20 protein-coding genes and 1 pseudogene are annotated in these 20,610 nt (G+C 72.0%); 11 read left to right on the top strand and 10 right to left on the bottom strand.

Going from position 1 to position 20,610, the window contains the following annotated elements; all coding sequences use genetic code 11:
- Positions 1-59: 59 nt before the first annotated feature.
- From LG388_RS22695 to LG388_RS22685, 3 genes are read left to right on the top strand one after another with little or no spacing between them, the layout of a single operon-like run.
- Positions 60-1,355 (top strand): efflux RND transporter periplasmic adaptor subunit, encoded by a 1,296-nt coding sequence (locus LG388_RS22695; protein ID WP_225784822.1) that lies wholly within the window; start codon positions 60-62, stop codon positions 1,353-1,355.
- 52 nt (positions 1,356-1,407) lie between these two features.
- Positions 1,408-4,665 carry an efflux RND transporter permease subunit gene (locus LG388_RS22690; protein ID WP_225784821.1) on the top strand — a complete coding sequence of 1,086 codons (3,258 nt, stop codon included), beginning with the start codon at positions 1,408-1,410 and terminating at the stop codon, positions 4,663-4,665.
- A 26-nt stretch (positions 4,666-4,691) separates the two neighbouring features.
- On the top strand, positions 4,692-6,197 hold the full coding sequence (locus LG388_RS22685) for an efflux transporter outer membrane subunit (protein WP_225784820.1): 1,506 nt from the start codon (positions 4,692-4,694) through the stop codon (positions 6,195-6,197).
- Positions 6,198-6,316: 119 nt separating this feature from the next.
- On the opposite strand, the pseudogene LG388_RS22680 reads toward LG388_RS22685, so the two are convergent.
- The 3 genes and pseudogenes from LG388_RS22680 to LG388_RS22670 form a co-directional block, all read right to left on the bottom strand.
- Positions 6,317-6,619, bottom strand: a pseudogene (locus LG388_RS22680) (RNA recognition motif domain-containing protein); the annotation flags it as partial.
- A gap of 49 nt (positions 6,620-6,668) precedes the next feature.
- Positions 6,669-6,938, bottom strand: coding sequence for a translation initiation factor IF-1 (gene infA / locus LG388_RS22675; protein WP_225784819.1), 270 nt, complete (start codon positions 6,936-6,938; stop codon positions 6,669-6,671).
- 44 nt (positions 6,939-6,982) lie between these two features.
- Positions 6,983-7,195, bottom strand: coding sequence for a hypothetical protein (locus tag LG388_RS22670; RefSeq protein WP_225784818.1), 213 nt, complete (start codon positions 7,193-7,195; stop codon positions 6,983-6,985).
- Between the two features lie 363 nt (positions 7,196-7,558).
- Between LG388_RS22670 and LG388_RS22665 the strand changes: the two genes are divergently transcribed.
- The 5 genes from LG388_RS22665 to LG388_RS22645 all read left to right on the top strand — a co-directional run bounded on the left by LG388_RS22665 (position 7,559) and on the right by LG388_RS22645 (position 11,858).
- Positions 7,559-7,771 carry a hypothetical protein gene (locus LG388_RS22665; RefSeq protein WP_225784817.1) on the top strand — a complete coding sequence of 71 codons (213 nt, stop codon included), beginning with the start codon at positions 7,559-7,561 and terminating at the stop codon, positions 7,769-7,771.
- 76 nt (positions 7,772-7,847) lie between these two features.
- Entirely contained in the window at positions 7,848-9,371 is a 1,524-nt protein-coding gene (locus LG388_RS22660; protein WP_225784816.1) for a cobyric acid synthase, read from the top strand.
- Positions 9,372-9,377: 6 nt separating this feature from the next.
- Complete coding sequence (gene cobT / locus LG388_RS22655) at positions 9,378-10,424, top strand: nicotinate-nucleotide--dimethylbenzimidazole phosphoribosyltransferase (RefSeq protein WP_225784815.1); 1,047 nt, start codon at positions 9,378-9,380, stop codon at positions 10,422-10,424.
- A gap of 7 nt (positions 10,425-10,431) precedes the next feature.
- On the top strand, positions 10,432-11,250 hold the full coding sequence (locus tag LG388_RS22650) for an adenosylcobinamide-GDP ribazoletransferase (RefSeq protein ID WP_225784814.1): 819 nt from the start codon (positions 10,432-10,434) through the stop codon (positions 11,248-11,250).
- Entirely contained in the window at positions 11,247-11,858 is a 612-nt protein-coding gene (locus LG388_RS22645; RefSeq protein WP_225784813.1) for a histidine phosphatase family protein, read from the top strand. The genes LG388_RS22650 and LG388_RS22645 overlap by 4 nt, the downstream gene beginning before the upstream one ends.
- Here the strand turns inward: LG388_RS22645 and nth are convergent.
- Positions 11,819-12,460, bottom strand: coding sequence for an endonuclease III (gene nth / locus LG388_RS22640; RefSeq protein ID WP_225784812.1), 642 nt, complete (start codon positions 12,458-12,460; stop codon positions 11,819-11,821). The two genes, LG388_RS22645 and nth, sit on opposite strands and share 40 nt — an antisense overlap.
- A 113-nt stretch (positions 12,461-12,573) precedes the next feature.
- Between nth and LG388_RS22635 the strand changes: the two genes are divergently transcribed.
- Both LG388_RS22635 and LG388_RS22630 read left to right on the top strand, forming a co-directional pair.
- Positions 12,574-13,398: a 2-keto-4-pentenoate hydratase gene (locus LG388_RS22635; protein ID WP_225784811.1), complete on the top strand. Its 825-nt coding sequence runs from the start codon at positions 12,574-12,576 to the stop codon at positions 13,396-13,398.
- A gap of 109 nt (positions 13,399-13,507) precedes the next feature.
- Positions 13,508-13,852 carry a DUF6172 family protein gene (locus tag LG388_RS22630; protein ID WP_225784810.1) on the top strand — a complete coding sequence of 115 codons (345 nt, stop codon included), beginning with the start codon at positions 13,508-13,510 and terminating at the stop codon, positions 13,850-13,852.
- A gap of 282 nt (positions 13,853-14,134) precedes the next feature.
- Here LG388_RS22630 and LG388_RS22625 read toward each other — a convergent pair whose 3' ends face one another.
- The 5 genes from LG388_RS22625 to LG388_RS22605 form a co-directional block, all read right to left on the bottom strand.
- Positions 14,135-14,662 (bottom strand): Rrf2 family transcriptional regulator, encoded by a 528-nt coding sequence (locus LG388_RS22625; protein ID WP_225784809.1) that lies wholly within the window; start codon positions 14,660-14,662, stop codon positions 14,135-14,137.
- A 206-nt stretch (positions 14,663-14,868) separates the two neighbouring features.
- Positions 14,869-15,162 carry a hypothetical protein gene (locus LG388_RS22620; protein ID WP_225784808.1) on the bottom strand — a complete coding sequence of 98 codons (294 nt, stop codon included), beginning with the start codon at positions 15,160-15,162 and terminating at the stop codon, positions 14,869-14,871.
- On the bottom strand, positions 15,159-16,193 hold the full coding sequence (locus LG388_RS22615; protein WP_225784807.1) for a glycerophosphodiester phosphodiesterase: 1,035 nt from the start codon (positions 16,191-16,193) through the stop codon (positions 15,159-15,161). The genes LG388_RS22620 and LG388_RS22615 overlap by 4 nt, the downstream gene beginning before the upstream one ends.
- Before the next feature lie 103 nt (positions 16,194-16,296).
- Positions 16,297-16,884 (bottom strand): DUF1439 domain-containing protein, encoded by a 588-nt coding sequence (locus tag LG388_RS22610; protein ID WP_225784806.1) that lies wholly within the window; start codon positions 16,882-16,884, stop codon positions 16,297-16,299.
- Between the two features lie 11 nt (positions 16,885-16,895).
- Entirely contained in the window at positions 16,896-17,747 is an 852-nt protein-coding gene (locus LG388_RS22605; RefSeq protein WP_225785174.1) for an oxaloacetate decarboxylase, read from the bottom strand.
- A gap of 372 nt (positions 17,748-18,119) precedes the next feature.
- Here LG388_RS22605 and LG388_RS22600 point away from each other — a divergent pair, with 372 nt between their 5' ends.
- Positions 18,120-19,097, top strand: a complete 978-nt coding sequence (locus tag LG388_RS22600; RefSeq protein WP_225784805.1) for a nitronate monooxygenase family protein — start codon at positions 18,120-18,122, stop codon at positions 19,095-19,097.
- Here LG388_RS22600 and LG388_RS22595 read toward each other — a convergent pair.
- Positions 19,085-20,608: a PepSY domain-containing protein gene (locus LG388_RS22595; protein ID WP_225784804.1), complete on the bottom strand. Its 1,524-nt coding sequence runs from the start codon at positions 20,606-20,608 to the stop codon at positions 19,085-19,087. The two genes, LG388_RS22600 and LG388_RS22595, sit on opposite strands and share 13 nt — an antisense overlap.
- Between the last annotated feature and the right edge of the window lie 2 nt (positions 20,609-20,610).

The raw sequence follows: 20,610 nt of genomic DNA, 5'->3' as shown, positions 1-20,610 counted from the left end.
TGCGGCCTTTCGTTGCCTTTCTTTCTGTTGCTTCTTTTCGATCGTTTCCAGGAGCCGCCATGTCGCAACTTCCTCCGCCTTCCTCTTCCGACGCCCCGCAGACTGCCGCCGACGCCGGGCAGGCCGCCGCGGCGGCGCGCCCGCGCCGCTTCTGGCCCGTGGCCACCGCGCTGACGGCCGTGGCCGCCATCACGGCCGGCATCTTCATGGTGCCGGGCCTGCAGGCCCAGGCCAGCAATCCGCCCACGCCCGCGCAGCCGGCGGCCACGCCCGTGTCGGTGGCCACCGCGCAGGAAAGCACCATCAACGCCTGGGACGAGTTCTCCGGCCGCCTGGAGGCGGTCGAACGCGTGGACATCCGCTCGCGCGTGGCCGGGGCCGTGCAGGCCGTGCATTTCCGCGAAGGCGCGCTGGTCAAGCAGGGCGACCTGCTCGTGACCATCGACCCCGCGCCCTACAAGGCCGAGGTGGAGCGCGCCGAGGCGCAGGTGGCGTCGGCCCAGGCGCGCGCCAGCTACACGCGCAGCGAACAGGCCCGCGCGCGCCGCCTGTACGACGAGCAGGCCATCGCGCAGCGCGAGCTGGACGAGCGCCTGAACGCCGGCCACGAAGCCGAAGCCAACCTGCGCGCCGCCCAGGCCTCGCTGCAGAGCGCCAGGCTCAACCTGTCGTACACGCAGGTGCGCGCTCCGGTGGCCGGCCGCATCGGCAAGCTGGAAGTGACGGTGGGCAACTTGGTGGCCGCCGGCCCCGGCGCGCCGGTGCTGACCACGCTGGTGTCGGTCAGCCCCATCTATGCGAGCTTCGATGTCGACGAGCAGGTCATCGGCCGCGCCTTGCAGGCCATGCCCGGCGGCGCCGGCGCGCGCTCGCTGATCGGCCGGATCCCGGTGCAGATGGGCACGGTGGCCACCGAGGGCACGCCCTTCGAAGGCCAGCTGCAGCTGATCGACAACCAGGTGGATGCGAAGAGCGGCACGGTGCGCGTGCGCGCCACCTTCGACAACAAGGACGGCGCGCTCATTCCCGGCCAGTTCGCGCGCATCCGCATGGGCCAGGCGCAGGAAAGCCGCGCCGTGCTGGTGAGCGAACGCGCCGTGGGCACCGACCAGAACAAGAAGTTCGTGATGGTCGTGAACGGCGACAACAAGACCGAATACCGCGAGGTGACGCTGGGTGCGCCGGTCAACGGCCTGCGCGTGGTGGCCAGCGGCCTCAAGGCCGGCGAGCGCGTGGTCGTCAACGGCCTGCAGCACGTGCGGCCGGGCGCGCTGGTCGACCCGCAGAACGTGCCCATGGAAAGCGCCGCGCAGGCCGCCGCGGCCCGCGCCACGCGCGTGGCCAGCAGCAACTGAAAGCCCTCCTGCCGCGCCCGGCCCCGGCGCCGGGCGCGGCTGAAAGTTCACCATGAACCTCTCCAAATTCTTCATCGACCGGCCGATCTTTGCCGGCGTGCTGTCGCTGCTGATCCTGATCGCCGGGCTCATCGCGCTGCGCGGGCTGCCGATCTCGGAATACCCCGAGGTCTCGCCGCCGCAGATCGTGGTGCGCGCCCAGTACCCGGGCGCCAACCCGAAGGTCATCGCCGAGACGGTGGCCACGCCGCTCGAGGAGCAGATCAACGGCGTCGAGGGCATGCTCTACATGGGCAGCCAGGCCACGACCGACGGCGTGATGACGCTCACCGTGACCTTCCGCCTGGGCACCGACCCGGACAAGGCGCAGCAGCTGGTGCAGAACCGCGTCTCGCAGGCCGAGCCGCGCCTGCCTGAGGAAGTGCGCCGCCTGGGCCTGACCACGGTCAAGAGCTCGCCCGACATCACGATGGTGGTGCACCTCGTGTCGCCCAACGGCCGCTACGACATCGACTACCTGCGCAACTACGCGGTGCTCAACGTCAAGGACCGGCTGGCCCGCATCGAGGGCGTGGGCCAGGTGCAGATCTGGGGCGGCGGCGAATACGCGATGCGCGTGTGGCTCGACCCGCAGAAAGTCGCGCAGCGCGGCCTCTCGGCCAGCGACGTGGTGGCGGCCATCCGCGGCCAGAACGTGCAGGCCGCGGCCGGCGTGATCGGCGCCTCGCCGGGGCTCTCGGGCATCGACGTGCAGTTGTCGGTCAACGCGCAGGGGCGCCTGTCGACCGAGGAGGAGTTCGGCGACATCATCGTCAAGAGCGGCGCCGACGGCCAGGTCGTGCGCCTGCGCGACATCGCCCGCATCGAGCTCGGCGCCGCCGACTACTCGCTGCGCTCGCTGCTGGACAACGACGCGGCCGTGGGCATCGGGGTGTTCCAGTCGCCGGGGTCGAACGCGCTGGACATCTCGTCCAACGTGCGCCAGACCATGGCCGAGCTCAACCGCAACATGCCCGAGGGCCTGGAATACCGCATTGCCTACGACCCGACGCAGTTCGTGCGTGCCTCCATCCAATCAGTGATCCACACGCTGCTGGAAGCCATCGCGCTGGTGGTGCTGGTCGTGATCCTGTTCCTGCAGACCTGGCGCGCCTCCATCATCCCGCTGCTGGCCGTGCCGGTGTCGGTGGTGGGCACCTTCGCCGTGCTGCACCTGCTGGGCTTCTCCATCAACGCGCTGAGCCTGTTCGGGCTGGTGCTGGCCATCGGCATCGTGGTGGATGACGCCATCGTGGTGGTCGAGAACGTGGAGCGCAACATCGAGGCCGGCCTGAGCCCGCGCGATGCGACCTACCGCGCCATGCGCGAGGTCTCGGGCCCGATCATCGCCATCGCGCTGGTGCTGGTGGCCGTGTTCGTGCCGCTGGCCTTCATCAGCGGGCTCACGGGCCAGTTCTACAAGCAGTTCGCGGTCACCATCGCCATCTCGACAGTGATCTCGGCCATCAACTCGCTGACGCTGTCGCCGGCCCTCGCGGCCCTGCTGCTGCGCGGCCATGACGCGCCCAAGGATGCATTGACGCACGGTATGGACCGCGCCTTCGGCTGGCTGTTCCGCGGCTTCAACCGCTTCTTCCACCGCGGCTCCGAGGCCTACAGCGGCGGCGTCAAGCGCGTCATCGGCCGCAAGGCGCTGATGCTGGCGATCTACCTGGCGCTGGTGGGGGTGACCTTCGGCCTGTTCAAGGCCGTGCCCAGCGGCTTCGTGCCCACGCAGGACAAGCAGTACCTGATCGGCTTCGCGCAGCTGCCCGACGGCGCCACGCTGGACCGCACCGACGACGTGATCCGCCGCATGGGCGAGATCATGAAGAAGAACCCGAACGTCGAAGGCACGCTGGCCTTCCCGGGCCTGTCGATCAACGGCTTCACCAACAGCTCCAACTCGGGGATCGTGTTCGCCATGCTCAAGCCCTTCGAGGAGCGCAGGAACCCCGACCAGTCGGGCGGCGCCGTGGCGGGGCAGCTCAACCAGGCCTTCGCGGGCATCCAGGACGCCTTCATCGTGATGTTCCCGCCGCCGCCGGTGGCGGGCCTGGGCACCACGGGCGGCTTCAAGCTGCAGCTGGAAGACCGCGCCTCGCTGGGCTACGAGCAGATGGACGCCGCCGTGAAGGCCTTCATGGCCAAGGCCTACCAGACGCCGGAACTCACGGGCATGTTCACGAGCTGGCAGGTCAACGTGCCGCAGCTGTACGCCGACATCGACCGCACCAAGGCGCGCCAGCTCGGCGTGCCGGTGACGGACATCTTCGACACCATGCAGATCTACCTGGGCAGCCTGTACGCGAACGACTTCAACAAGTTCGGCCGCACCTACAGCGTGCGCGTGCAGGCCGATGCGCCGTACCGCGCGCGGGCCGAGGACATCGGCATGCTCAAGGTGCGCTCGAACTCGGGCGAGATGATCCCGCTGTCGGCGCTGCTGAAGGTGAATTCGAGCTTCGGGCCCGAACGCGCCATGCGCTACAACGGCTACCTCACGGCCGACATCAACGGCGCCGCCGCACCCGGCTTCTCGTCGGGCCAGGCACAGGACGCGATCGAGCGCATCGCCGCCGAGACGCTGCCGCCCGGCGTGAGCTTCGAGTGGACCGACCTGACCTACCAGGAGATCCTGGCCGGCAACTCGGCGGTGATCGTCTTCCCGCTGGCGATCCTGCTGGTGTTCCTGGTGCTGGCCGCGCAGTACGAGAGCCTGACGCTGCCGCTGTCGATCATCCTGATCGTGCCCATGGGCCTCCTGGCTGCGATGACCGGCGTGTGGATCTCCGGCGGCGACAACAACGTCTTCACGCAGATCGGGCTCATCGTGCTCGTGGGGCTCAGTGCGAAGAACGCGATCCTGATCGTCGAGTTCGCACGCGAGCTGGAGTTCGCCGGGCGCACGCCGGTGCAGGCCGCCATCGAGGCCAGCCGCCTGCGGCTGCGCCCGATCCTGATGACCTCGCTGGCCTTCGTGATGGGCGTGCTGCCCCTGGTGCTGGCCACGGGCGCCGGCGCCGAGATGCGCACGGCCATGGGCGTGGCGGTGTTCGCCGGGATGATCGGCGTGACGGCCTTCGGTCTGTTCCTCACCCCCGTGTTCTACGTGGCGCTGCGCCGGCTCACCGGCAACCGTCCGCTCAAGCTGCATGGCGAGGTGCCGCACGGCGAGGACTTCGTCTCGGCCAGTCATCCGGTGCCAGCCGCCGGCGGCGGGCACGGCGGCGGCCTGCAGCCTGCGGCGCCGGTGGGTCGCCACGAATGATTGAAACGAAGCCAAGGAGAAGAACGATGCATGCTTCGATCGCGACCCACTTCCACCGGCCGCTGCGCGCGGCACTGGCGCCGCTGATGGCCGCGCTGGTGCTGGCCGGCTGTGCCACGGCACCCTCGGGTCTGCCGCAGCTCGACACGCCGGCCCAGTTCAAGGAGGCGCCCGCGGCCCAGGCCGCCGCGCCGCGCGAAGGGCAGTGGACCCTGGCCGTGCCGGCCGAGTCGCAGCCGCGCGGCGAATGGTGGCGCGTGTTCCGCGACCCGGTGCTCGACCAGCTGGTCGAACGTGCGGTGCAGGACGAAGGCGGCAACACCAGCATCCAGCAGGCCGTGGCGCGCGTGCGGCAGGCGCGGGCGCTGGCCCGCCTCAGCGATGCCGACCGCTCGCTGCAGCTCGGCGCGGGTGCCGGCGCCACGCGCCAGCAGGGCCTGGACCGCAACCAGAGCCACCGGCCGTCCACGCTGACCCAGGCGGGTCTGAGCGCTTCCTACGAGCTCGACCTGTTCGGCCGCCTCTCGCGTGCCAGCGAGGCGGCGCGGCTGGACGCGCAGCAGCGCGAGGCGCTGCTGCAAAGCACGCGCCTGCTGGTGCAGGCCGAGGTTGCGCAGACCTACCTGGCCCTGCGGGCCACCGACGCCGAGCGCGCCCTGGTGCGCGACAACGTCGAGGCCTACCGCGACACCCTGCGCCTCACGCAGCGCCGCCAGCAGGCCGGCGACGTGGCCGAACTCGACGTGGCCCGCGTGCAGACCGAAGTGGCGGCCACGGAGTCCGACGCCATCGCGCTGGACCGCCGCCGTGCCGAGCTGGAACATGCGCTGGCCGTGCTCACCGGCCAGCCGCCGGCCAACTTCGGCATCCGCAGCGAACCGTGGACCACCACGCTGCCGGTCATTCCGGCCGGCGTGCCGGCCACGGTGCTCACGCGCCGGCCCGACGTGGCCGCCTCGCAGGCCGCCGTGCTGGCGGCGCAGGCGCGCGTGGGCGCGGCGCAGGCGGCGTACTTTCCGGACATTTCGCTCACCGCGGGCGGTGGCTTCGCCTCGCCCGAGATCGGCGACCTGTTCAAGTGGTCCGCGCGCTCCTGGGGCATCGGCGCGCTGCTGTCGCTGCCCATCCTGGACGGCGGGCGGCGCGAGGCGGGCGTGCAGAACGCCTCGGGCCACCTCGACGAGGCGCTGGCCGACTACCGCGCGCAGGTGCTCAACGCCTTCAAGGACGTGGAGGACCAGCTCTCGGCCATCCGCCTGCTGCAGGCGCAGGCGCAGGTGCAGCAGACGGCCGTCGACTCGGCACGCCGCGCCACGCAGCTGTCGGACACGCGCTACCGCAACGGCTACATCAGCCAGCTCGACCTGCTGGACGCCCGCCGCAGCGAACTGCGCAACCAGCGCCAGGCGCTGCAGGTGAAGGCGGCGCAGTACCAGGCGACCGTGGGCCTGGTGCGCGCGCTGGGCGGCGGCTGGGAGCCGGCCTCCGCCCAGGCGGTCGCCGAAGCTGCCCCGGGCCGCACGGTGCGCTGAAAAGCAGACAGCCCGGCGTGGCCGGGCTGTCTGCAAGCGGGAGGCCCGCTGCTCGCCAGAACAGCAGGCCTCCACATCACCGGCGCGAACGCCGGTCAGTCATTCGATCAGTAGCGGCTGCCACCGCCGTAGCCGCCACCGCTGCGGCCGCCGCCGAAGCCACCGCTGCGCGGTTCCATCGGACGGGCCACGTTCACGGTCAGGGCGCGGCCGCCCATCTGCGTGCCGTTCAGGCCGTCGATGGCGGCCTGGGCTTCTTCTGCCGAGCTCATCTCGACGAAGCCGAAACCCTTGGAGCGGCCGGTGTCGCGCTCCATCATGACCTTGGCCGACGAGACCGAGCCGAATTCGGCGAATTGCTGTTCCAGATCGTTGTCGCGGACCGAGTAGGCGAGGTTGCCCACGTAGAGCTTGTTGTTCATGGTGTTCCTTGAAGGGAGGGGGTGAGTGAATTGAAAAAAGTGCCGGGCTTCAGCGCGGCGGGCCGCGGCGCACGGGTGCGGCGCCGCCAGAAGACCGGTTCTCGATGTGGCGGAAGGTGAGCCGGCCCTTGTTGAGGTCGTAGGGCGACATCTCGAGCGACACCTTGTCGCCGGCCAGCACGCGGATTCGGTGCTTGCGCATCTTGCCGCCGGTGTAGGCGATGAGCTGGTGTCCGTTCTCGAGCGTCACGCGAAAACGCGAATCGGGCAGCACTTCGTCGACCCGGCCTTGCATCTCGATCAGTTCTTCTTTGGCCATGAAACTCCTGGAAGGGGAATGGGGTGTGGGGGCGATCGCGCCGCTCAGACCAGCTGGTTGTGCAGCACCATCGACCGGCCCTGGGCCAGCGCGTACTGCATCGCCAGCCCGGGGCTGTCGAAGCGGGGGATGAAGCGGAACACGCGGTCATGCATGCCGCGGCGGATGGAAACGGAAGCCGCGTAGTCGCCTGTGGGGGTGACGCGGGTCAGCGGGGTGACAAGGTACTTGCCCACCGCGAGGGAATTCAAAGACATGGCGATCAGCCCGGCGCACGTGCGCCGAGGTTGGCAGCCGCCCATCGGTGCCGAGGGCACCGGCGGGCGCGAATGGAGGAAGCGACACAGGTCGCGGAAGGGGCGGACCGGGGAGGAGGGGAAACGGACCGCGATGAGGCGCGCAGGGGAATGGGCGACGACCGGACAGACGAATTCAGGGCCTGGCGGTGCGCTGCGCGGCCGCGGCGGGAACGCGGCGCATGCAGTTGGTGCGCGAGCGAGCAGGGCGCACAACCGCGCAATTGTAAGCGATCCGGCCGAAGACGTCCTGCGGGCGCGGGGGTGTGCTAGGCTGCACCGCATGTAAGTCCTTGTTTCTAAGGGCTCCAGAGAAAGGCGCTCATGAGCGATGCAATTCCCGTCTCCGACCGCCAGGGCGAGCTCCGTCTGGCGCTGCCCCGTGTCGAGCAACTGCTGCAGCGCAAGCAGGCCGGTGAAATCGGCGAAGGGCTGATCGACGAGCTGGTCAGCCTGGCCTGGATCGAGTGGAACGGCGGCTCGCTGCGCCTGACCACCACCGGCCACAACATCTGCCGGCAGCAGTTGCTGAAGTAGCGCCGCATCCGCGGGCAAGGAGCCCGCGCGGGGCGGGCACAATCCGGGGCATGCTGCGCTTCGGACTGGATCGGATGTGACGGCCCGTTGCGTGATGGTGCTCGGCACCACCAGCGGCGCGGGCAAGAGTTGGCTCACCACGGCCCTGTGCCGCTGGTATGCGCGCCAGGGGCTCCGGGTGGCGCCCTTCAAGGCGCAGAACATGAGCAACAACGCGCGCGTCGTCGGCCCCGCGGGCACGGAGGGCCCCGCGGACGGCGCGGGCAGGGCCTTCGAGGCCGGGGGCGAGATCGGCAGCGCGCAGTACTTCCAGGCGCTGGCCGCGCGCGCGGTGCCCGAGGTGCGCATGAACCCGCTGCTGCTCAAGCCCGAGCGCGACACGGCCAGCCAGGTGGTGCTGATGGGGCAGGTGCACGAAGGCCTGTCGCGCACGCCGTGGCGCCAGCGCAGCGCCGCCGTGTGGCCGCACATTGCCCAGGCCTTCGACGAACTCGCGGCGCGCCACGACGTGATCGTGCTGGAGGGCGCAGGTTCGCCGGCCGAGATCAACCTGCACGCGAGCGACGTCGTGAACATGCGCATGGCGCGCCATGCGCGCGCGCGCTGCCTGCTCGTGACCGACATCGACCGCGGCGGCGCCTTCGCCCACCTGTACGGCACCTGGGCCCTGCTGCCGCCCGAGGAGCGCGCGCTGCTGTCGGGCTTCGTGCTCAACAAGTTCCGCGGCGATGCGGCGCTGCTCGCGCCCGGCCCCGAGCAGTTGCAGGCGCTGACCGGCGTGCCCACCGTGGCCACCCTGCCCATGTGGTGGCAGCACGGCCTGCCCGAGGAAGATGGCGTGTTTGACGAGCGCCCGGCCGGCGGCGGCGGGGCCGTCACCCGCACCGTGGCCGTGGTCGCCTGCCCGCGCATCAGCAACCTCGACGAATTCCAGCCGCTCAAGCGCATGCCGGGCCTGGCCCTGCGCTGGGTGCGCACGCCGACCGAACTGGCCGCGCTCGCGCCCTCGGACTGGGTGGTGCTGCCCGGCTCCAAGCACACCAGCGGCGACCTGGCCTGGCTGCGCGCGCAGGGCCTGGACGCGGCCATCGCCGCCCATGCCGCGCGCGGCGGCGCCGTGCTGGGCATCTGCGGCGGGCTGCAGATGCTGGGCGAGGCGCTGATCGATCCGCACGGCATCGACGGCAACGCGCCCGGCCTGGGCCTGCTGCCGCTGGTCACGGTGTTCGAGCGCGACAAGACCGTGCGCCTGCGCCGCACGCGCTTCGGCGCGGTGCAGGGCCCCTGGGCGGCGCTCGGCGGCGCCGAGGTGGCGGGTTACGAAATCCACCACGGCCGCACGGCCGGGCTGGTCGCGCCGCATGCGGCGCTGATCGCCGCGGGCGAGCGCGCGCAGCCCGTGCTGCCCGATGGCCTGGGCTGGCAGAACGCGCGCGGCAATGTGCTGGGCCTGTACCTGCATGGGCTGTTCGAGGACGCCGGCGCCTTGCGCGCGCTCTTCGGTGCCGACGCGCCGACGCTGGAGCAGACCTTCGACGGCCTCGCCGACTACATTGACGCCCATTTCGCCCCGGGCGTGCTCGCCCGACTCATCGACTGACCCGGAATGACCCTGCAAGCCGCGGATATCCCCACCCTTCCGTCCCTCGAAGACCCCGCGCTGCGCGCGCGCCTGCAGGCGCGCCTGGACGCCAAGACCAAGCCGCTCGGCGCCCTGGGCCGCCTGGAGCGGCTCGCGCTGCAGATCGGCCTGGTGCTGGGCACCGAGACGCCGCAGTTCGTGGCGCCGCAGATGCTGGTGTGCGCGGCCGACCACGGGCTGGCCGCACGCGGTGTCTCGGCCTACCCGGCCGACGTGACCTGGCAGATGGTGCGCAACTTCCTCACCGGCGGTGCCGCCGTCAGCGTGCTGGCGCGCCAGCACGGCCTGGCGCTCACGGTGGTGGACTGCGGCGTGCTGCAGCCCACGGCGCCGCATCCGGGCCTGGTGGACCGCCGCATCGCCGCCGGCACGGCCGATGCGCTGCAGGGCCCGGCCATGAGCGCGGACCAGTGCGCGCAGGCCATCGCCAACGGCCGCGAGGTCGTGCGCGCGCTGCCGGGCAATGCGCTGCTGCTGGGCGAGATGGGCATCGGCAACAGCTCGGCGGCGGCGCTGCTGCTGGCGCGGCTGGCCGGGCAGGACATCGACGCCTGCACCGGCGCCGGCACCGGGCTGGGCGCGCAGGCGCTGGCGCACAAGCGCGCCGTGCTGCGCGAGGTGCTGCAGGTGCACGCGCAGGCCCGTTCGCCGCTGCAGGCGCTGGCCGCCTTCGGCGGCTTCGAGATCGCCACGCTGGTCGGCGCCGTGCTGCAGGCCGCGCAGGAGCGGCGCCTGATCGTGCTCGACGGCTTCATCGCCAGCAGCGCGGTGCTGGTCGCCCACGCCCTGCAGCCGCAGGTGGTGCAGCGCTGCGTGGCCGCGCACCAGTCGGCCGAGCCCGGCCATGCGCTGATGCTGCAGGCGCTGGGCCTCGCGCCGTTGATGCAGCTGGACCTGCGCCTGGGCGAAGGCTCGGGCGCGGCGCTGGCCTGGCCGCTGCTCGAATCGGCCTGCCGCATCCTGGCCGAGATGGCCAGCTTCGAATCGGCCGGCGTGTCCGGGCCGGCCTGAATCGACGATGAAGGGCCTGCGCCACTACCTGCTCGCGCTGCAGTTCTTCACGCGCGTGCCGGTCACGGGCCGGCTGGCCGCCTGGGTGGGCTTCAGTCCGCAGATGCTGCGCGCCAGCGCGGCCCATTTTCCGGGCGTGGGCTGGCTCGTGGGCCTGTGGGGCGCGGCCGTGTTCCTGCTGCTGCACCAGGGGCTGACCGGCGCGTTCGGTGCCCTGGCCGCGGCCGTGCTGAGCACGGGCGCCACCGTCTGGATGACGGGCGCCTTCCACGAGGACGGCCTGGCCGACACGGCCGATGGGCTCGGCGGGTCGGCCGACCGCGGCCGCGCGCTGGAGATCATGAAGGACTCGCGCATCGGCAGCTATGGCGCCATCGCGCTGGTGCTGGCGCTGGGCGCCAAGTGCGCACTGCTGGCGCAGGTCGCCGCCGCGCAGGGCCCGTGGGCGGCGCCGGCGGCGCTGGTGGCGGCCCATGTGCTGTCGCGTTTCATGCCGCTGCTGCTGATCCGCCACCTGCCGCACGTGGGCGACAGCGCGCAGAGCAAGTCCAAGCCGCTGGCCGATGCGATCGGCCCCGGCGCGCTGCTGGCGGGGCTGCTGTGGGCCGTGCCGGCCGTGGCGCTGCTGGCGGCCGTGCACGGGCCGTGGCGCGCGGGCGCCGCCGTGGCCGCCGCCCTGCTGGCCACGGCCTGGATGGCGCGCCGGCTCTGGCGCCGGCTGCAAGGCTTCACGGGCGACGGCCTGGGCGCCGTGCAGCAGCTCAGCGAAATCGCCGTCTACCTGGCGCTGGCGGGGTCGATGCCGGCCGGGACCGTGGGCGCATGAGGCTCTGGCTGCAGCGCCATGCGCGCGTGCTGTGCGAAGACGGCCTGTGCTACGGCCGCAGCGACGTGCCGGCCGAGCCCGCGGCCACGCGGCAGGCCGCCGAGGTGCTGGCGCAGGCGCTGCCGCGCGGCGTGCCCGTGTGGGTGTCGCCCCTGGGGCGTTGCGTCGCGCTGGCCGAGGCGTTGCACGCCCTGCGGCCCGACCTGCCGCCGGCGCGCATCGATGCGCGCCTGGCCGAAATGCATTTCGGCGCCTGGGAAGGCCGCCCCTGGGCCGCCATCGCCCGGCCCGAATTCGACGCCTGGACGGCCGACTTCGCCCAGGCGCGCGCGGGCGGCGACGGCGAAAGCACCGGCGTCTTCCTGCGGCGCGTGGCCGCCGCCTGGGACGATTGGCGCGCCAGCGGCCGCGACGCGGCCTGGATCACCCATGCGGGCGTGATGCGTGCCGTGCGGCTCGTCGAGGGCGGCCGGCGCGCGGTGGCCCGCGCCGCGGACTGGCCGGCCGAAGCCATCGCCTTCGGCGAACTCTGGTGCCTCACGCCCCGCGAGGGCCGTGGCGGGGCCGTTCAGGCCGGCGCCGGCGTCTTCGGCTTGAAGTCGCAATAGCGCGCCACCGCGCATTCCCAGCACCGGGGCTTGCGCGCCACGCACACGTAGCGGCCGTGCAGGATCAGCCAGTGGTGCGCATGCAGCCGGAACTCGGCCGGCACGCGCTTTTCGAGCTTCAGCTCCACCTCCAGCGGCGTCTTGCCGGGCGCCAGGCCGGTGCGGTTGGCCACCCGGAAGATGTGCGTGTCCACCGCGATGGTCGCTTCGCCGAAGGCCACGTTGAGCACCACGTTGGCGGTCTTGCGGCCCACGCCCGGCAGCGCTTCCAGGGCTTCGCGCGTGCGCGGCACTTCGCCGCCGTGCTGCTCCACCAGCATGCGGCAGGCCTGCATCAGGTGCTTGGCCTTGCTGCGGTACAGCCCGATGGTCCTGATGTAGGCCTCCAGCCCTTCCAGGCCCAGGTCCAGGATGGCCTGCGGCGTGTTGGCCACCGGAAAGAGCTTGCGCGTGGCCTTGTTGACGCCCACGTCCGTGGCCTGGGCCGACAGCAGCACGGCGGCCAGCAGCTCGAAGGGGCTGCTGTACTCGAGCTCGGTTTCAGGCGCGGGGTTGGCCGCTTGCAGGGTGGCGAAGAAGGGGACGATGGATTCTTTTTTCATGGGGGCGATGCGGCGCGGGCGGGTTCGCCGCACCGGCCGCGCATGCTAGCGCTTCGGGGGCGCGCGCACCCGGCCTTCGCCGGGGCCGGCCCGCACTGCCTATGATGGGGCGCATGAACGCATCGATCCCCGAACCCTCCCGCGATCCGCATGCCGCGGCCACGCTGTTGCAGCACAGCGATGCGGGCAGCTACTGGCCCGCTGGCATCGACCTGCCGCTGGACGCGGCCTATCAGCGCCAGCTGGCGGTGCGGGCCCTGCGCATGGCGCGGGGCGAGCAGCCGCGCGGCTTCAAGATCGGCTTCACCAACCGCGGCATCTGGCCGCGCTACCAGGTCTTCGCGCCGATCTGGGGCACGGTGTACGACAGCACGCTGCGCTTTTGCGAAGGCGAGGGCGAAGTGGACCTGGCGGCCACCTGCGAACCGCGTATCGAGCCCGAGGCCGTGTTCGGCCTGCGTGCCACGCCGCCGGCCGAGCTCACGATCCAGAGCCTGTTCGACAGCCTCGAATGGGTGGCGCCGGGCTTCGAGATCGTGCAGTCGCACCGGCCCGGCTGGCGCTTTGCCAGTGCCAGCGATCCGGTGGCCGATGGTGCGCTGCACGCGCGTCTGCTCGTGGGGCGGCGCGTGCCGGTGCGCGAGCTGGCCGCCGACGGTGCCGCGCTCGAGGCGCAACTGGCGGCGGCCGAGGTCGAGCTGCTGCAGGGCGACCGCAGCGTGGAGCGCGGGCGCGGCGAGGCGGTGCTCGACGGTCCGCTGCATGCGCTGGTGCATTTCGCGCAGGAACTGCGCCGCTGTCCGGGCGCGCCGGACCTGCGGCCCGGCGACGTGGTCACCACCGGCACCTGGACCGATGCCTGGCCCGTGGCGCCCGGCGAGCAATGGCAGGCGCGCTTCACGGCGCCGCTGTCGCCGCTCACAGTGCGCTTCGCCTGATGCGCCCGGGCGCGAGGGCCGCACGTCGGCACGCGCCCGGCCCGGCCGTGGCGCGGCGGCCTCCGGCGGGCCTGCCCGAGGCGCCGCAGTCGCCGGGGTACGATCGCCCATGAGAAAAATCTTTCCGTTGCAGATCCCAGGCCGGCATCCGGACCGCGTGATGGACGCGCTGCGCCACGAGATCCGCAAGTACCTCAAGCGCGAACGGCGCCGCGAACTGCCGGCCGGCGCCGATTTCTGGGACTTCGATTGCCGCTGCGGCAGCAGCCGCGAGGGCGCCGAATCCGTGCACCTGGCCTCGCTCTTCGCATGCATCGACGCCGTGGCCGCCGCGCAGGGCGCCGAGGTGTATGTCGAGATCCTGGCGCGGCCGGCGCAGCGCCGCGCGATCACCGCGCGCCGTGCGGAGGTTGACGGAGGGGCCGAGGAAGGTGCGGTAACCGAAGGCCGCTGAGAAGCGCCCTTGCCGGGGCGAAGCCGCTCGGGGAAAAGCCCCGTGCTCGCCGCTGCCGCCCGAGGGGCGCTTTTTCATCTTGGAGCGGGGCGATGAAGACGCTCCACGCTCCCCCGCGGCGCGAGGTCCGCTGCCCCCGAGGGCGTATTGATCCAGGGCGGGGCCGGCAATGGAAGAAAGAAACCCGCCGGGGCGGGTTTCTTTTCGCGGGTGAGCGAGGGGCTCAGGCGGTGCGGCGCATCCGGCACGGCCGGGCGAGCCCGGCGGGCGGGTTCACCCGGCTCAGCGCTTCGGAATCGCCAGCTTGCCCAGCGCGAAGACCGAATTGGGTGCGACCACCTTGAGCGGGCGAGGCAGCGGCTTGTGCAGCGGCTTGGCCTTGGCCGTGGGGCGCACGGGCCCACCCTTGGCAATCTGGTCGTCGACCAGGCTGCGCAGGCTCACCGAGCCGAGGAACTCCATGATCTGGCGGTTGGCCTGGGCCCACAGCTCCGAGGTGGAGCATTTCTGCGGGTTGGCCGCATCTTCGCGCGCCGCCAGTTCGTCGTCGTAGCCTTCCTCGATGGCGAGGATGATGTCGGCCACGGTGATGCTGTCCACCGGACGGGCCAGCGAATAGCCGCCGCCGGGGCCACGCGTGGCGCTCACGAGGTTGGCGCGCCGCAGCTTGCCGAACAGCAGTTCGAGGTAGGACAGCGAGATGCCGTGCCGCGCGCTGAGCGACGAAAGGCTGACCGGACCGTCCGCCTCGCGCAGGGCGACGTCGATCATCGCGGTGACGGCGGAACGGCCTTTGGTGGTCAAGCGCATCGGAAGAATTCTCCTGGAGGAAAGTGTTGTCTGAAAACGACGCTGTGCGCGCCGCTGTCTAGTTTGTGCCGCATTTGCTTGCCAGGTTCCCGAGAAGTTGACGGGGTTATCCCTAGGTTTTGATTCAAGGGCGGGAAGACCACGGCCTGCCCGCCATGGCTTGGGCCTTGAGAAGCAAGAACCGGGCAACAGGCGCGGGGCCCGGCTCAGGCCGATGCCAGCCTTTCGCGCGCCTTGTCGGCCCACAGCTGCAGGCTGTCCAGCAGGTCTTTCTGGCTGAAGGAGCAGCTTTCCTCGCTGAACAGGGCGCTGGACTCCAGCCGGTCCAGCAGGTTCAGCAGCACTTCCGAGAAGCGCGGCGGCAGCGCGGCTTGCAACTGCCGTGCCTGCCGCGCGGTGTCGCTCAGGCGGCCCAGCGCGCCCGGGTCGCGGCGCGCCTGTGCCAGCAGCGAGTCGATGGTGCCCAGCTGGGCGGCGGCAGTGTCGGCAGATGCACTCAATTCTTCAGTCCTCGGGGCAGCGGCAGACCGCGCTCGCGCATCAGGGCGCGCAGGCGGTCGGGGTAGTCGGTGATGATGCCGTTCACGCCCAGGTCCATCACGCGCGCCAGGTCGGCGGGCTGGTTCACGGTCCAGGGGATCACCTGCAGGCCCAGGCCCTGCGCCTCGCGCACCTGCGCCGCCGTGAGGTCGCCGAAGGCGGGCGACCAGATGGCCGGGCCGTGACCGTCGGCCGAGGCGGCCTGCACCAGGCGCGGCACGGAGCCGCCGAAGTCCTGCACGTCCAGGCCGCGCGTCCAGCGCGGGTCGCGCAGCGTGCGCGGGCTGCTGAGCCAGGCCCGCGACAGCCCGGGCGCCAGCGGCGCGGCCAGGGCCTGCGCGCGCCAGTCGAAGCTCTGCAGCGTGACCCGGTCCATGAGGCGGGCGCGTTTCACCTCGTCCACGATCGCCCGCACCATCGCATCGACGGGGGCGGTGCTGGCGGGGGCCGTGGGGTCGGTCTTGGCTTCGATGTTGAAGCGCAGATCGGCGGCGGCCGCGGCCTGCGTGAAGGCGAACAGCTCGCGCAGCGTGGGAATGCGCTCGCCATCGCGCGGCGCCTGGGTGGCGAACTGCTGGCCGTACTTGCTGGCCGGATCGAGCCGCCCGACGTCATAGGTCTTGAGCTGGGCCAGCGTCAGCTGGTGCACGGCGGGGCCCGGCGCGCGCAGGAAGACGCCGCTGGCATCGCGCGTGTGCGCGGGGTTCAGCGCCGGGTCGTGCGTGACCACGGGCACGCCATCGGCCGTAAGCGCAATGTCCAGCTCCAGGGTGCTCACGCCGATTTCCAGCGCGCGCTCGAAGGCGGCCAGCGTGTTCTCGGGCGCCAGGCCGCGCGCTCCGCGGTGGCCCTGCAGGTCGAAGGCCGGCATGCTGCCGGTCGATGCACGGGGGCCGCCGGCGGGCGTGGCGGTGCAGGCACCGAGCCCGGCGGCCGGCAGCGCGGTGGCCCAGGCAAGGACGGTTCGGCGGGGCAGGGCAGAGGGCGTCATGCAGGGCGGGCGCGGCGGTGGCTGGCAGAAAGGTGCGCAGTGTCGCGCAGGCCTGTGACAGCAAAAGGCCGGTGCAGCGTCGGGGGCATCCACGGCGCGAGTGTCACAGCAGCTGCACCTTCACGCCGTCAGCCAACACCGTGATGGCGCCGATCTCGTAGGTCTTGCGGCCCACGGTGAGGTCCTCGCGCCGGAAGGTGTGCAGGGCCTGGCCCTGCAGCGCCTCCTGCGCCACGGCGGCGGCCACGCGTTGCAGGCGGTCCGCGTCGGCACCCGTGACGCCCGCGAGCTGCAACTGCTCGGCACGCGGCTGCTCCAGCCGCAGCGACAGGGTGGCCGGGTCGTAGCGCAGCGCGCTGCTGAGCGTAAGGCGGCCCGGCATCTCGGCGGGCTGCATCAGCGGACTGGCGAGGGTGAGCGCCATCGCCAGCTGCACGCGGTTGGCGGCGGCGTCCAGGCCCAGTTGCGGTTCGCGCAGGATCACCGTGACCAGGCCGCCATAGCCGCGCTGCTGCGGAAACTGCTTGCCGAGCTCGCGTTCCAGGTCAGCGCGGCTGGCCGTGTACTCGCTGGTGAAGAAATTGAAGCCGGCCTGGGCCGGGCGCAGCGGCAGCGCGGGCAGGGCCAGCCCCGCGGCCAGCGCGCGCACGGCCCGGCGGCGCCCGTCGAGCGCCCTGGCGTTTGCGTTCACGGGACGCGGATTCATGGCTGCGGCGCGCCGCGTGCCGCGGCATCGGCACGGAAGAAGGCGTTGAGTTCGGCGCCGGGCTGCGCCTCGGCCAGCGCGTCGAAGCGGCCTTCGGCCAGCATCTGCCGGGCCGCGCGCTCGAAGCCGCCCCAGGCGGCGCGGGCCAGGGCGCCGCCCACGCTCACGCGGCGCGCGCCCAGCGCCGCGACCTGCGCAAGGCTCAGGCCGCCGGCGCTGCCGATCAACACGTTCACGGGCCTCGGCGCGACGGCGGCGACGACCGCGGCCACTTCTTCGGCCGTGCGCAGGCCCGGTGCATAGAGGCAGTCCGCGCCCGCCTCGGCATAGGCGCGCAGCCGCGCCAGCGTGTCGGGCAAGTCGGGCCGGCCGACGAAGAAGCCTTCGGAGCGGCCGACCAGCAGCACGTCGGCGCCGCAGGCGTCGAGGGCGGCACGCGCGGCGCGCAGCCGGGCCACGGCCACGTCGAGCGGGAAGAGCGGGGCCTGCGCGTCGCTGGTGGCGTCCTCGATGGACAGCCCGGCCACGCCCGTGTCCGCGGCCAGGCGCACGCTGTGCGCGACGGCCTCGGGCGTGTCGCCGAAGCCGTTCTCGAAGTCGGCGTTCACGGGCAGGTCGGTGGCCGCGACCAGCTGGCGCAGGTGTTCGAGCACGGCCTCGCGCGGCAACGCCCCATCGGGCAGGCCCTGCGACCAGGCCACGCCCGCGCTGGTGCTTGCCAGGGCGACGGCGCCCAGCGCCTGCAGGCGGCGCGCGCTGCCCACGTCCCAGGGGTTGGGCAGCAGGAAGCAGCCGTTCGCATGCAGCGCGCGGAAGCGCTGCCGCTTGGCGGCCACGCCGGGCCGCATAGGTAGGGAGGCGGGTGGCGAGGCGGGCGCGATCGAAGAGCCGGGGGGCGAAGTCATGCCTTGATGGTGCCAGAACGCTGCGCCGCGCGCGCTGCAAAGTGCCTGCCGCGGGCGCGGGAACACGCGGCAGGCGCTGGGCGTCCGTCCGTGCCGCGAGACCGGAGCCGCCGCAGCTCGGGCGCCTGCGTCACCTGCGTCATGGCCGTGTAGCGCGGCGCCGCGCTCGTGCGCGCCTTGCCGTGGCGAGCGGGGCAACTTGTCGCCGGCTTGTCGCGCGCGTGGCAGTCAAGCCGGTGGCCGGTGTCGATGATGCGGGGGTCGACCCTGCATGCGCCGCCGTGGTGCGCGTGCGCCCATCTTTTGGAGACCCCCTTGAAGACCCGCATCACCGAACTCTTTGGCATCCAGCACCCCATCATCCAGGGCGGCATGCACTATGTCGGCCTGGCCGAGCTGGCGGCGGCCGTGTCCAACGCAGGCGGCCTGGGCATCATCACGGGCCTGACGCAGAAGACGCCCGAGCTGCTGGCCAAGGAAATCGCGCGCTGCCGCGAGATGACCGACAAGCCCTTTGGCGTGAACCTCACCTTCCTGCCCACGGTGAGTTCGCCCGACTACCCCGGTTACATCCAGGCCATCATCGAAGGCGGCGTGAAGGCCGTGGAAACCGCCGGCAACAACCCGCAGAAGTGGATGCCGCTGCTCAAGGAGCACGGCATCAAGGTGATCCACAAGTGCACCTCGGTGCGCCATGCGCTCAAGGCCGAGGCGATCGGCTGCGACGCCGTGAGCGTGGACGGCTTCGAGTGCGGCGGCCACCCCGGTGAGGACGACGTGCCCAACTTTATCCTGCTGCCGCGCGCGGCCGAAGAACTGAAGATTCCCTTCGTCGCCTCGGGCGGCATGGCCGACGGCCGCAGCCTGGTGGCGGCGCTGGCGCTGGGCGCCGAGGGCATGAACATGGGCACGCGCTTCATCGCGACGAAGGAAGCGCCGGTGCACGAGAAGGTCAAGCAGGCCATCGTGGCCGCCAGCGAGCTGGACACGCGCCTGGTGATGCGCCCGCTGCGCAACACCGAGCGGGTGCTCAACAACGCCGCCGTGGAGCGCCTCTTGGAGAAGGAAAAGACGCTGGGCGCCAACCTCAAGTTCGAGGACATCATCGAAGAGGTGGCCGGCGTCTACCCGCGCATCATGCAGAACGGCGACATGGACGCGGGCGCCTGGAGCTGCGGCATGGTGGCCGGCCTGATCCACGACGTGCCCAGCTGCCAAGAACTGATCGACAGCATCATGGGCCAGGCCGAGCAGATCATCACGCAGCGGCTGGCCGGCTTTCAGCGCGCCTGAAATGCGCGGCGCCGGGGGCGCAGCCTGAGCCCCAGGCGCCGCCAGCCGACCGCTACGCCCGTCAGGCTGAGCAGGGCGCCGCCCAGGCTCAGCCCGATCAGCAGCAGGTCCCACAGCGGGCGCCGCTGCAGCAGCGGCAGCCAGTCCCAGCTGTGCAGCAGGGCGAACAGCACGCGGCTCGCGCGCCGGCCCTGGTCGCTGCGGCTCACCACGGCGCCGGTCTGCGGATCGAGGTGGACCCAGCTCTTCGCCGCGTCCTCGAACACCACGCGCAGCACCGGCAGGGGCCGCTCGCCGCCGCCGGTCATGGTGTGGGGCGCGCGGTCGTAGTAATGAAAGTCGTAGGCCCGTAGCCGCTCGATGCGCGCGACCGGCGCATCGAGCAGGCCGGCGGCTGCCTGGCGCAAGGCCGATTCGTCGATCGCCCAGGGGCGCGCGCTGCGCCCGTCGAGCACCGTCGGCGCTCCGGCCGGGCCCTGCGCCTGCACGGTCGGCGTGCCCAGCACCGGCACCCAGCGCAGCTCGCGCGTGGCCGGGCCGGCGGTGGCCAGCAGCTGCTGCGGCGTGGCGGCATCGGCGCCCGGCTCCAGCGCCGCCCCTTCCAGGGCGGCCGTGCGCAGCGGTGCCGCGCCCACGTCGAACACGCGCCACGGGTTCATCGACGCCAGCCCGCTCAGGATCCAGGTGAAGGTGACGGCCGCGAACAGCAGGCCCGAGACGTGATGCCAGCGCATCATGCGGCCCGGGTAGGGCGTGCGCGCGCCGCTGCGGTAGGGCCGGCCAAAGCGCCAGCGCATCACGCCGATCGCCGTGCCGGTGACGGCAACGGCGATGCCGAGGATCGACAGCCCGTTGACGATGTCGCTCCAGTAGGTGTTGAGGGCATTGCCGCGGAACATGTAGAGCCAGTGCAGCCAGGCGCCCGCGTAGTTCCACACGCGTTCGGTGCGCGTCGCGTCACGCACCACTTCGCCGGTGAGGCTGGAGATGTAGAGCAGGGTGTGCTGCGCATCGCTCAGCTGCACCCGGTGCAGCGGCCGGTGCGCATCGAGCGCGCGCGAATGGGTGAAGGCATCTTCCTGCACCGTGCCCAGGTGGCGCGGCGCGCCGGCTTGCGGCAGCGCCCGGGCGTAGGCGGTCGCCGTGGCCAGGGCCAGCGGCGCGTCCACGCCTTGCAGCCGCAGGCCGCTGCGCGCGTCAATCACCACCGTGCCGCGGGCCGGCGCTGCCTCCGGCTGCACCAGATACACCGGCTGGCCGCCGCGCGCCGCCACCAGACGCAGGTCGCGCAGCGGGCCGGACAGCTGCGCCGCCGCCAGCGCCTGCTGCGGCGCCAGCAGCCCCTGCCCGTCACCCAGCGGTGGCAGATGCTGCAGCCTTTCGGCCGTTGTGAGCTTGGGGTAGCCCACGTACATCATCACCACGCCCGACACGAACCACAGGGCGAAGAAGGCGCACACGGCGATGCCCAGCCAGCGGTGCGTCAGGAAGAGCCAGCGCTTGAGGTGCATGC

The sequence above is a fragment of the Xenophilus sp. Marseille-Q4582 genome (assembly GCF_916700565.1).
Lineage (GTDB): Bacteria > Pseudomonadota > Gammaproteobacteria > Burkholderiales > Burkholderiaceae_C > Xenophilus.
This window is presented reverse-complemented; position numbering and strand designations above follow the sequence as displayed.